The organism is Ruegeria sp. J8 (assembly GCF_056531925.1).
In genome coordinates, this window is the sequence record NZ_JBQFMR010000001.1 from 160,086 (window position 1) to 172,586 (window position 12,501).

9 protein-coding genes are annotated in these 12,501 nt (G+C 59.7%); 2 read left to right on the plus strand and 7 right to left on the minus strand.

Features of this window, described 5'->3' with window-relative positions; all coding sequences use genetic code 11:
- Nucleotides 1-62: 62 nt before the first annotated feature.
- From ACR0L1_RS00765 to ACR0L1_RS00790, 6 genes are all read right to left on the minus strand, one after another.
- Nucleotides 63-1,433 (minus strand): multicopper oxidase family protein, encoded by a 1,371-nt coding sequence (locus ACR0L1_RS00765; protein WP_480856657.1) that lies wholly within the window; start codon nucleotides 1,431-1,433, stop codon nucleotides 63-65.
- A 73-nt stretch (nucleotides 1,434-1,506) separates the two neighbouring features.
- On the minus strand, nucleotides 1,507-2,148 hold the full coding sequence (locus ACR0L1_RS00770; protein ID WP_170769407.1) for a cell wall hydrolase: 642 nt from the start codon (nucleotides 2,146-2,148) through the stop codon (nucleotides 1,507-1,509).
- A gap of 187 nt (nucleotides 2,149-2,335) precedes the next feature.
- Nucleotides 2,336-4,831: a putative PEP-binding protein gene (locus ACR0L1_RS00775; protein ID WP_331252071.1), complete on the minus strand. Its 2,496-nt coding sequence runs from the start codon at nucleotides 4,829-4,831 to the stop codon at nucleotides 2,336-2,338.
- 108 nt (nucleotides 4,832-4,939) lie between these two features.
- On the minus strand, nucleotides 4,940-7,138 hold the full coding sequence (glyS, locus tag ACR0L1_RS00780; RefSeq protein ID WP_480856659.1) for a glycine--tRNA ligase subunit beta: 2,199 nt from the start codon (nucleotides 7,136-7,138) through the stop codon (nucleotides 4,940-4,942).
- A gap of 9 nt (nucleotides 7,139-7,147) precedes the next feature.
- Nucleotides 7,148-8,362 (minus strand): sodium/glutamate symporter, encoded by a 1,215-nt coding sequence (gene gltS / locus ACR0L1_RS00785; RefSeq protein WP_480856661.1) that lies wholly within the window; start codon nucleotides 8,360-8,362, stop codon nucleotides 7,148-7,150.
- A 4-nt stretch (nucleotides 8,363-8,366) separates the two neighbouring features.
- A complete protein-coding gene (locus tag ACR0L1_RS00790) occupies nucleotides 8,367-8,888 on the minus strand; it encodes a DUF6446 family protein (protein WP_170769404.1) in 522 nt (173 codons plus the stop codon).
- A gap of 78 nt (nucleotides 8,889-8,966) precedes the next feature.
- Between ACR0L1_RS00790 and ACR0L1_RS00795 the strand changes: the two genes are divergently transcribed.
- On the plus strand, nucleotides 8,967-9,599 hold the full coding sequence (locus ACR0L1_RS00795; RefSeq protein ID WP_480856663.1) for a MarC family protein: 633 nt from the start codon (nucleotides 8,967-8,969) through the stop codon (nucleotides 9,597-9,599).
- An 8-nt stretch (nucleotides 9,600-9,607) separates the two neighbouring features.
- On the opposite strand, the gene ACR0L1_RS00800 is transcribed toward ACR0L1_RS00795, so the two are convergent.
- Nucleotides 9,608-10,537, minus strand: a complete 930-nt coding sequence (locus tag ACR0L1_RS00800) for a glycine--tRNA ligase subunit alpha (RefSeq protein ID WP_170769402.1) — start codon at nucleotides 10,535-10,537, stop codon at nucleotides 9,608-9,610.
- A 203-nt stretch (nucleotides 10,538-10,740) separates the two neighbouring features.
- Here ACR0L1_RS00800 and ACR0L1_RS00805 point away from each other — a divergent pair, with 203 nt between their 5' ends.
- Nucleotides 10,741-12,474, plus strand: coding sequence for a serine protease (locus ACR0L1_RS00805; RefSeq protein WP_480856665.1), 1,734 nt, complete (start codon nucleotides 10,741-10,743; stop codon nucleotides 12,472-12,474).
- Nucleotides 12,475-12,501 lie beyond the last annotated feature (27 nt).

Genomic DNA, 12,501 nt, shown 5'->3' on the forward strand with positions numbered 1-12,501 from the left:
ATTAGACATTGCGGGCGCGTATAGCACCGCAACAAACGCCTTTCCAGTCGTCGAATGCGTCGTCAGGTGACGCGAAACCAGCTCATCATCCCCGATGCGGCATGGCCCAACATGTGACAATGCAACAGCCAACTGCCCGGATTATCCGCAACCAGAGCGACCTGTCGGGTTTGCCCCCGCCCCAGCAGGACGGTGTCGCGCCACGGACCAAGGCTGCCATCCGACAAGATGATACGGAAATGATGGCCATGCATGTGCATCGCATGGGGAAACGCCGTCTGATTGGCAAACTCGATCTGATGGGTTTCCCCCAGTCGGGTGTCCAGAAACGGGTCCTTGGGGCGTTCAGCATATCCGTTCAACGCCCAAAACCGCCCAAGTTGGGCCAGTTCCTGCCCCGTCAGCTCGGTTTCGCCCAGCTTGGCCGAGCTGAGCCAACGCATCGCGCCGCCCTGCATCTCCATCCGATGCAGTGGTGCACTATCCGTGGATATCACCGGCAGAGGATTGGGCGGCAGCGCCGCGATGCCGGATCGCACCGCTCTGCCCGCACCCGACACGTCAAAGCGGACCAGGCCGAAACCACCGTCACGCTCAAAGCTGACAAGGCTGGCGGTTTCTGAGGCCAAGGCGCGCACGTCAACGATCATGTCTGCCCGTTGCGCCGGCCCCAGCGGGAAGGTGTCGGTAATCTCCAGCGGGGTCTCCAACGGCATCCCGTCCAGCGCCACGATCCAGCCGGTCAGCCCATCTATACCCAGATCGAATACCCGAGCATTCGAGGCGTTGATCAGACGCAGGCGCAGCCGCTCGGCCGCACCCACCTGATACGAGGGATCCAACTGACCATTTACGGTAATGATATTACCCAGCCGCCCGGCATGGCTGAGGTCATGTCCATTGTCGAAATCATCCGTTATCTGCCCGGTTTCCGGGTCCAGCCGCCAGTCATCCAGCATCAACGTCAGATCCCGATCGACGTCTGGCGCGTCAGGCTCTTCGACGATCAGCGGGCCATAAAGGCCACGGGCCACCTGTTCAACCGTGCGATTGTGTGAGTGATACCAATAGGTTCCGGCATCAGGGACAGCAAAGTCATAGTCGAACGCGCCCCCGGACTCGATGACATCCTGCGTCAGCCCCGGCACACCGTCCATCGCATTGTCAATTCGAATGCCGTGCCAATGCACTGACGTGGCCTGAGGCAGAGCATTCGACACCCTGCGCTGCACTCGCCCGCCTTGCGGTACGCGGATTTCTGTACCCGGTACGGTTCCGCCAAAGCCCCAAAACGGTGTTTTCGGGAATTCCACCGGCGCAATCTGTTGCGCCGCTTCGCGCGCCACTAGTTCTGGAAACGCAGCCAAGCCCACTTTTGGAAAGGCAGATAGGGCAGCAGACGCGCCCAGGAATTGTCGACGGTTAAACAGCATTATGAGCCTCCTGGCCCATAACATAGATCATCCAACGCCCCGCGCCATCAGGGTTCCAGCGCGGGTGCGTCAGTTAGTTGCTAGCCGTCCGATAATTGTGGCGATAGAAAATATGCACACCAATCCGAGCCGTTTCCTTGTAGACCCGCGCCCAGGACGGTTTCACCGCCTTGGTATGATAATGGGTCGCCCCTTCGGTCAGCGCATCGCTGAGGCCGTCAATCGCGGCACGGGCTACTTTGGACACCCGCTCATAGGCTTTTTTCTCTCGGATCACTTCCTTGCGGCCATCACAAGTATAAGTGAACTGGCACTGGTATTTCTTGCCGGTCCCTTGCTTGATTACCCCACACAGCGTGTCCGGAAAGCGGCTGCTGTCTACACGGTTCATGATGACCTCAGCCACGGCAAATTGACCGCGCACGCTTTCCCCACGCGCTTCGAAGTAAAGCGCCTCGGCCAGGCATTTGAAGTGCTCATCCCCGGTTGCGGCGGGCTGGTCATCCAGCCAGTCCTTGGAGTAGGATATTTTCTGCTGTTCAAGCACCTTTCGGGGCTTGAACAAATTCAAGTATTCGCGGAAGTTTTGACCGGGCAGTTCAGTCCGAGTCACAAGTTCACGCTTGGCAGTATCAGTGGTTTCCCTCTCAGCGACGGAAACACTTGGCAGCACGGTTGCCGCCAATGTGGCAGCAGCCAGTATGTATCGTAGCATTCAGATAACCTCGCACAGGCACATTCGGCGCCATACCCTCCCCCGGCGGGCGCGACGAGGCTCATACCGAATTGAATCGGAAACGTCCAGTTTTCTAAAAAAAGCAAGTGGAAAATCGCCGTAACGTCAAAAATATATGACGACGGTGTGATTTGTTTCCAACTAATCCTAGCGGACTGTGCCGCTGTCAACCCCCAAGTCTGGACGAAATCGCCAGTTGAGCGGCAGCCAGCCGAGCGACCGGGACCCGGAAGGGTGAACAGGAGACATAGTCGAATCCAAGCGCACGGCAGATGGCGATTGATTCGGGGTTTCCGCCATGTTCACCACAGACCGATAGGGTCACGTCCGGTTTAACTTGCCGCCCCCTCTCAGCGCCCAGTTTCAGCAGTTCTCCCACGCCATCCGAATCCAACACGTGGAATGGGTCTTCGGCGAATACACCCTGCTGGACATAGGCCGACATAAAGCGCCCGGCATCGTCGCGCGACAGGCCGTAAGTCATCTGGGTCAGGTCGTTGGTACCGAAGCTCAGAAACGCAGTCTGCGGCGCAATCTCATCGGCGCGCAGACAGGCACGCGGGGTTTCGACCATGACACCCAGCCGATATTCAAACTCTTGCCCGCGCTCAGCCGCGACCGAGGCGGCAACCGTGTCGATGCGCGATTTGACGAGCTCGACCTCGCGCTTGGCCGAAACCAGAGGGATCATCACCTCGGGCACAACTGGTGCGCCGTTCTTGCTGGCCTCAAGCGTCGCCTCAAAGATGGCGCGGGCCTGCATGTCGTAAATCTCAGGCACGGTCACGCCCAGACGGACGCCGCGCAAACCCAACATGGGGTTATATTCGGTCATTGCGTCCACCCGGCGCTCAACGTCCGAGACCGGCAGATCCAGCGCTTCGGCCAGCTCACGCTGACCGCTGCGAGTGGTGGGCAGGAACTCATGCAATGGTGGGTCGAACAGGCGGATACAGACGGGTTGGCCTTCCATAATGCGGAACAGTTCGACAAAGTCTTCGCGCTGCATCGGCAAAAGGCGTTCCAGCACCGCCGCGCGACCCGAAGAGGTTTGCGCGAAGATCATCTCGCGCATCACGATCAGACGACCGGGATCAAAGAACATGTGTTCGGTCCGGCACAGTCCTATACCCTGCGCCATAAAGTTGCGTGCAGTCTGTGCATCGGCAGGTGTGTCGGCATTGGCGCGGATGGCAATGTCACGCTCCGCGTCAGCCCAGCCCATAAGCGTTTGAAAACAATCGTCCAGAGCAGCTTCAAGCATTGCGGGCTGCCCTGCTAGAACCTGGCCCGAACTACCGTCGATTGTCAGAACATCCCCGGTTTTGAACATCCGACCATCCGGTGCGGTCAGCAGCTTCTTCTTGGTCTGGAATCGCATCTCGGACGCGCCGACTATGCAGGGCAGACCCAGACCACGGCCAATCACCGCCGCGTGGCTGGTCATTCCGCCCTTCTCGGTTAACACGGCAACAGCTGCGTGCATCCCGCGCACATCCTCCGGCGCGGTTTCGCGGCGGACCAGAATACAGGGTTCACCCCGTGCGGCGCTGGCCTGTGCCTCGGCGGCTGTGAACACGATCTTGCCAGTAGCAGCACCCGGACTGGCGGCAATCCCGGTGGTCAGGACGTCGCGCTGCGCGTCTGGGTGAACCTGACGGTGCAACAACTCGTTCAGCGAATGCGGATCGACTCGCATCACGGCCTCTTGCGGCGGTATGATGCCGTCTTCGGCCAGACGCACGGCAATCCGGACCGCCGCCCGAGCGCTGCGTTGCACCCGCACACCGTCCAGAATATGGACATGACCGTTTTCGATCACGAACTCGACCTGCATCTCCTCGCGTAGCTTGGCTCGCATCTGCGCGGCATGTGCCTTCAGGTCAGCAAACGCGTCAGGCGCAACCTCTTCGAGAGATTTCCCGCGCGGGTCCTTTTCAAGATAGAGCGCGGCCACCCCTTCCCCCAGCGCATCGCGGCCCTGGCTCTGGCTCAGATAGCGACCGGTGATCTGCGGCATTCCTGTTGTCGGATCAATAAGTTGCAACACGCCCGACCCGCATTCTCCCTGACCGACGCCGGGTATCATCTCTTGAATCACAAGGCCCAGCCCGGCATCCGCGGGCGCACCTTTGGCCTGCCGCAGCAACCGCGCCGAAGTTCCATCCCACGCCCGCGCCATCGAGCGCAAAACCGCAACCAATTGCTCGCCCCGGTCCTGCGGAAAGCTTTCATCCGTCTCGTCTTCGTAGGCGCGCAGGGATTGTTGCAGACCTTCGCGCCCGTCCGCGTCGATCTCGTCAAACACATCCGCGTCCAGACGTGCCACGTGGATCGCGTAGCTTTGGACAAAACGCAGGTACAAAGCTGCCGCAGCCTCGACGCCCATCGAATCCGACAGGTCCACATAGCGCGCGTCGTTCATCCCGATATTCAGAATTGCGCCGGGACCACCCCAATCGGGGTCTTCAGAGCTGGGACGGACACACAACAGATCCGTCTGCGCGAACTGCTCCAGAATAGCGTCGATATCAGGAACTTGGCCCTGCGCAATGTTCTGCACCGCATCAAAAGACAGAGCCACGGTGCGCGGAACCGGCATATCCAGACGCACAAGCCGTTGCAGGCACTTCGCACGCCCCCCGTGCGACGAAGCGGTCACGGGTGCTGTGGGCGTAATTAATGTAGTATGCGGGTTATTCTGCACTGCGGCACCTTTTGTTTGCCCGCAGCATAAGCCCCTGCACCAATGGCGCAAGGGCGATCTGGATCAGCCCTCGATCTTGCTGAGGTCCGCGACGCGCGCGCAGACCTGCCGGATCTGGCTGAGCAGGTTCAGGCGGTTGCGCCGCAGGATGTCATTGTCGGTATTGACCTGAACATCCTCGAAGAAGGCATCCACCGGACCGCGCAGTGCGGCCATAGCGGTCATGGCTGCGGGGAAATCCTCGGCCTTCTGCGCGGCTTCGATCTTACCTTGCGCGTTATCCAGCGCCGCAAACAGCGCCTTTTCGCTGTCGGTCTCAGCGAATTTCACATCCGCACCGTAGGAATACTCGACCCCGTCCTTTTCCTCGGCCTGTGTGAGGATGTTGTTGGCGCGTTTGAAGCCCTGAACAAGGTTCTCGCCATCCTCGGTCGCGATCACCGCGTTCAGAGCACGAGCGCGTTTGACCAACAGGTTGAGGTCATCATTGCCGTCCATCGCGATACAGGCGTCGATGATGTCGTGGCGGATGCCCTCGTCTCGCAGGAACACCTTGAGGCGGTCGTGGAAAAAGGACAGCAGGTCCGCCGGAGCATTGCTGACAATCGCTGTCGCGGCTTCGACCTGATGAGCCAGCCCATGAACCTCCTGCGCGGCAGCCTCAGCATTCTCGGCCTTGGCTTGTTTCGCCTTGGCCCCCAGCAGGGCTGCCTGCCATTCGGGCAGTTTCAGCAGGCTTCCCAATGCCGACGTGAAGGTATCATTCAATGACAGGCGCAGATCGTTGGTCAGGATCAACCGGATCACCCCAAGCGCCGCACGGCGCAGCGCAAACGGGTCTTTCGAGCCCGTCGGCTTTTCGTCAATCGCCCAGAACCCCGTCAGCGTGTCCAGCTTGTCGGCCAGCGCCACCGCCACGGAAACCGGCGCGGTCGGCGCATCATCCGACGGGCCAAGCGGCGAGTAATGCTCCTGACTGGCCTGCCCCACCTCGGCTGGCAATCCGGCAGCCAGAGCGTAGTAGCGGCCCATCAAGCCCTGCAATTCGGGAAATTCGAACACCATCTCGGATGACAGATCGGCCTTACACGCCTGTGCGGCCATCATCGCCAGTGCGGGCGTCGCACCCGTTGCCCCGGCCAGTTCATGCGCCAGCGCGGCGATGCGCAGAACCCGCTCGCCCTGCGAGCCCAGTTCGGCATGGAACGTCACCGCATTCAGTTTCTCGACCCAAGGTTCGAACCCGTCGGACTTGACGATGCGCAGGTCATTTTCCCAGAAGAATTTTGCATCCGCCAGTCGGGCCGACAGCACCTTTTGGTTCCCTGCCAGAATAGTCGCGCCATTGTCGGCAGTCTGGCGGTTGGCGACGGTTATGAACTTTTCAATCCGACCGGTCTTGGGGTTCTTCACCGAAAAGAACTTCTGATGTTCTTTCATCGAGGTCTGCAGAACCTCAGGGGGCAGGTCCAGAAATTCGTCATCGATCTTACCCATCAGAACCACCGGCCATTCGACCAGACCGGCAACCTCAGCCAGCAGGCCCTTGTCATCGACCACTTCCAAACCGGCGGCAAAGGCCATGTTTTGCGCGTCGTTCCAGATATGCTCGGCCCGGTCCGCAGGGTTCAGGTCCACAAAGGCGCGTTTAAGTTTGGCGGCATAGTCTTCGAAAGACGTGACCGAGAACCGATCCGGAGCCATGAAACGGTGCCCCCCCGTGGTATCCCCGGAATTGATCCCATCAACCTCAAGCGGCACGACCTGCGCGCCCGCCTCATCCGACAGAATGCACAGGATCGAATGCAAAGGGCGCACCCAGCGCAGCGGGCCGCTGCCCCAGCGCATCGACTTAGGCCATGGGAAATTGCGGATGGTGGCCTCAAGCACTTCGGCCACGATCTCGGCTGCCGGGCGACCGGCTTTTTCGATGGTGGCGAAATAAACCGCGCCCTTGGGGGTGTCGCGTTCTTCCAGCTGATCACGGGTCAGACCCGCACCGCGCAGGAAGCCTTCGATGGCTTTGTCCGGGGCGGCGACCTTTGGGCCCTTGCGTTCTTCGCGGATGGTTGGGCTTTCCGCCAGCAGCCCCTCAACCGCCAGAGTCAGGCGGCGCGGCGTGGTCAGCGCTGCGGCCCCGGCATAGGTCAGACCGGCCTCGACCAGACCATCGGTAATCCGCTTTTTCAGATCCTCACCGGCACGGGCTTGCATCCGTGCGGGGATTTCCTCGGAAAACAGTTCGATCAGCAGGTCGGGCATGGTCGGTCCTTAGAAGTTCACGATCGTCTGGATGACGATGGCATTGGCAATATCCACAAAGAACGCGGATACAAGGGGCAGCACGATAAAGGCAATAGGCGACGGGCCATATCGCTTGGTAACAGCGGTCATATTCGCGATAGCGGTCGGAGTGGCCCCAAGGGCGAACCCGCCGAACCCCGCTGACAAGACAGCAGCGCGGTAGCTGCCGCCCATCACCGGGAACAATACCCAGATAACAAAAGCCACGGCCATAAGTGTCTGCGCTGCCAAAATCACAATGATAGCCAGTCCCAACTCGGCAATGGTCCACAGCTGCAAACTCATGAGTGACATGGCCAGAAACGCGCCCAGCGAGAACTCGGAAATAAGCGCCAGCGAGGGCGTTCGGGCAACGGGCGGAGCCTTGGGGAAAAGCGCAGAACGCAGATTGGCAATTACGATCCCCATGATTAGGCAAGGCACGAAAAGCGGCAGCTTCAACCCCGCCGCGCTGATGGCCTGATGAAGCAAATACCCGGCAACAATTGCGATGTTCAGATACAGCATCACCCGCATGATGGTCAGGTGATCCACCTTTGAGGCAGCCTCGGAGGGGTTTTCGGGTAGGCCGACGGTGTGCTCTTCGTCCGGTCGTTCTGGTGTCAGGTTCCGGCCCTCGATCAGATAACGCGCGATGGGGCCGCCGACTAGAGCCGCCAATACAAGGCCCAAGGTTGCAACGGCCACCCCCAGTTCGGTCGCGCCCTCTAATCCAGTTACCGCACCCACTTCGGAGGCCCAGGCGATTGCTGTGCCGTGCCCGCCGATCAGCGCGGCCGAGCCGAACAGCACCCCGGCCTGCGCCGGATAGCCAAAAAGCACTGCCCCAACAGCGCCCACGCCATTTTGCAAAACAATCGTCACAAGTGTCAGAATCAGAAGCAAAAGCAACGGCTTCCCGCCCGCGATCAAATCCGACAGCCGGGCATTCAAACCGATCCCTGCAAAGAACACCACCAGCAGGAAATCCCGCGCGGCCAGACCAAAAGTCATCTCAATCCCGAAAAGCAGATAAAGCCCCAGCAGAAAGACCGAGGCCAGCAACCCTCCGGTTACGGGTTCAGGGATGTTGAATTGCCGTAGCGCTGCTACACGGGCGTTGATCTCGGCCCCGATCAGATAGACAGCAAATCCCATTGTGGCCGTCAGGAAATCCGGGATTTGCAGCATCTCTTCGATCATTTCGCTACTCCTGCGGGCGCGGCGGGCACTCTTCGCCTACCACGGTTCCGTCATAAGCTTTTTCGCCGCAATTGTTCAGCGCATGCCAGACATAGCCTTTGCCGTCCTGCGTCACGGCTACGATCCGGTCCACGCCATAGTGGATGTTCTTTTGCCCCATGAAAGCCTGCGCCTGTCCCGATTTCAGTGCATCCGCAATCGTCACGGCATCATAACAGTCAAACCACCCGGGCGCGGTCAGTGGCTCAGCATTGTCCACCAGCTTGAAAGCGGCCAGATCTTCCTGGGTCAGCTCGGTTTCAAAGCAGGCCCGATACCGGATCGGAGAGCTGTCGGCATCAATCGCCTGAAACCCCGAGTAAGCAATTGGCTCCGCTTTTTCAGAAGTCACAGCCACCAGCTGGACATCGCGTCCCGGCTGCGGATCGACCGAATAGTAAAACCCGTAAACCTGAAGGTAGTACATCCCTGCCCCGGCCAAAACGGCCGAGCCAAGCAACAGAAGAGCAAGCAGTTTTCCGGTCATTGGTCACGCAGCCTCTTTCAAATGCGCATGAAATCGGACAGGGTCCGGCACGTAACAGGTTGATACGAGGCTTATCGAATGGACTCCACCCTTACCGTCGGATTCTTCGGCGCTTTGTTTGCGATCATGAACCCGATCACCAACCTGCCCGTTTTCCTCAGCGTGACCGAAGGGTTGTCCTCGGCCGATCAGCGTAAGGTGGCGGCGAAAGTGACGAACTATTGCCTGATCCTGGGGGGTGCTTTTGCGGCCATCGGCAATCAGGCGTTGGGGTTGTTTGGCATTTCGGTCGATGACCTGCGCGTTGCGGGAGGACTGGTCGTCCTGATGATCGGCCTCAACATGCTGAGCGGCAATCAAAGCACCACCCATCACGGTACCGAGGATGAAAAGCAATCCTATCCCGAACCCGACACCGTGGCGTTCTATCCGCTGGCCTTTCCCATTCTGGTCGGTCCGGGCACGATCACGACTTTGATCCTCTATGCTCATCACATCACCAAACCAGTGGATGCGATGCTTTATGCAGGCGTATTTCTGGTCGTCCTGCTGTTGCTGTTCGTCACCTTCTGGAACGCATCGGCGCTGGCCAAACGATTGTCCGCAAACGCGCGCGTTATTATGAGCCGCTTCATGGGCATGATCCTTTCGGCCATCGCCATAAGCATGATCGCCGACGGCCTGAAGGTGTTGCTGCCCGGATTGGCGTGATCTGGCCATCAAGCCTCGTACCCGGCAGCCTCGGTCATGACAAACGCATCTGCGCATTGTTTGGCCAGGGCACGCACCCGCCCGATATAGGCCTGCCGTTCGGTGACTGAAATCACCCCACGCGCATCCAACAGGTTGAAGATATGGCTGGCCTTGATGCACTGATCATAAGCCGGATGCGCCATCACGATGCGCTTGCCCGTCTTTGGATCATCATGCTCTTGCGCCAGAATAGTGGCGCATTCCGCCTCGGCCTCTTCAAAGTGGCGCAGCAGGACCTCGGTATTGGCCACGTCAAAATTCCAGCGGGCGTATTCTTCCTCGGTCTGTTTGAAGATATCGCCATATTTCAACGGGCTGGGCGATTGAGGGTCGTTGAAGGGCATGTCCATCACATGGTCGATACCCAGCACATACATGGCCAGACGTTCCAGCCCATAGGTCAGTTCGCCCGAAACGGGTGTACAGTCGTGGCCGCCGACCTGCTGGAAATAGGTGAACTGGCTGACTTCCATACCGTCGCACCAAACCTCCCAGCCCAGACCCCATGCGCCCAGAGTGGGACTTTCCCAGTCATCCTCGACGAACCTGATATCGTGCAGCTCCATGTCGATACCGATCGCTTCAAGCGAACCCAGATACAGCTCTTGCAGGTCCGGTGGGCTGGGTTTGATCAACACCTGATATTGGTAGTAGTGCTGCAATCGGTTGGGGTTCTCACCATATCGCCCGTCGGTCGGGCGGCGCGAGGGTTGCACATAGGCAGCAGCCCATGCCTTGGACCCCAGGGCGCGCAAAGTCGTCGCCGGGTGGAATGTGCCTGCACCGACCTCCATGTCATAGGGCTGCAGGATCGCGCAGCCTTTCGAGGCCCAATAGGACTGAAGCCGCAGGATAATCTCCTGAAAAGAACGAGGTGCGCTGGACTGTTCGGTCATGACATTCCCTTTGGGCGCCGCTGCGCCGGTAACGATGGGTTTTGCCCTTCCTATGCAAGGGGCCAAGGGGCGTCAACGGGCCAGTGCGTCCGGCCTGTCACTGCGTCGCCACACTGCAAATTCCCCGCAATCTGGGCATGGTGTTCAACCCTGCACTTGGCGTACTCTGCCACCCAGATAAAAATTGCGGACACGGGCAGACAATGACACACATATTTACAGCAATTCTATTTCTTTTCCTCTTCGGCACCCGCGCCGTTTTCGCTCAGCAAGAGGCAGGCGTCTGGGTTCAGGTCGAGGCACGGCCATCCCTGAGCCAAGCCCAAGAGCGCGCGCAGGCCTATGCGTCCCTTCTACCAGACGTGAATGGGTTTCGCTTGAACTCTGGCTGGTACGCCATTGTTATAGGACCGTATTTACGCGCTGATGCCGAGCAAGTTCTGAGGGTTTATCGCGCTGAAGGCCAAATCCCCTCCGACAGTTACATCGCGTTTTCCAACAGTTTTGGGCCGCAGTTCTGGCCTGTTTCGAGCACCAGCCAAGACCGCGCCGCAGTGGAACCTCCGACAACCGCTGCGCCGGAACAACCTGCAACCGGGCTGACGCCGCAGACATCAGATGAAACCCGCGCGCAGGCGCTACAATCCGAACGGCTGCTCAGCGCGCAGGATCGACGCGCGTTGCAAACCGCCCTTCAGGTCGCCGGGTTCTACAATTCGACCATTGATGGAGCTTTCGGGCAAGGCACCCGTCGTTCGATGACGGATTGGCAGCGCTTCAACGGGTTCGAGGCCACCGGAGTTCTAACCACCGCGCAACGCACCACCTTGATGGACGACTACAACGCCCCTCTGATCAGCGTCGGGATGGCCCGCCATTCCGACCCGCAGGCGGGGATTGATCTGGACCTGCCGCTTAGCGCTGTTGCCTTTGACCGGTATGAGGCCCCGTTCGCCCATTTCAACAGCGCCTCTGACTTGAATGCCAAGGCACTGCTGATCAGTCAGGAAGGCGACAAGAACACCCTGCGCGCGCTTTACGAGGTCATGCAATCGCTCGAGATAGTGCCGCTGGACGGCCCTCGTCAGTTGCGCGGTGACCGTTTTACGCTCGAAGGGCGCGGCAACGGTATCGTGTCTTATACCGAAGCCAAGTTGCAAGACGGCCAGATCAAGGGCTTCACCCTTGTGTGGCCCGACGGGGATGAGGCCCGCCGCGCCCGTGTTCTGGCGGCGATGAAGGCCAGTTTTTCCACCAATGACGCCGTTCTGGATGCCAGCGCTAGCGCCGAGGCAGAGCAGCACATTGACCTGATCTCGGGCCTGCAGCTGCGCAAACCCCGTCTGTCGCGTTCGGGCTTTTTCGCGGACGCCAACGGTACGATTTTGACCGTGACCGAGGCCACCGACATGTGCACCCGCCTGACGCTGGACGGTGATCAGGAACTTCAGGTCGCCTGGACCGATGTGGATCTTGGAATCGCCGTCCTGCGTCCCAAAACCACCCTCGCCCCGCTGAATGTTGCCGAGTTCAACGCCGCTACTCCGCGTATTCAGACCGAGGTCGCCGTGTCCGGGTTCTCCTATGAAGGCGCGTTGGGCGCACCGACGCTGACCTATGGCCAGATCGCCGATGTGCGCGGGCTGAACGGTGAAGAGGGCGTGAAACGTCTGGCGCTGGCCGCACAACCCGGCGACGCAGGTGGCCCGATTTTTGACACCAGCGGTCAGGTTGTGGGGATGCTATTGCCGACGCCCGCGGACGGCCGAACCCTGCCCGCCTCGGTCAGTTTGGCCGCAACCGCGGCGCGTCTGGGTGAAATCCTTGATAAGGCGGGCGTTGCCGGTCAGGCCGGTCAATCCACCGGTCAGGTGTCGCCCAACGAACTGAACCGTCGCGCTACAGGTATGACTGTACTGGTTCACTGCTGGGACTAAGCACTTAATCCAAAACAAAAAAGCGCC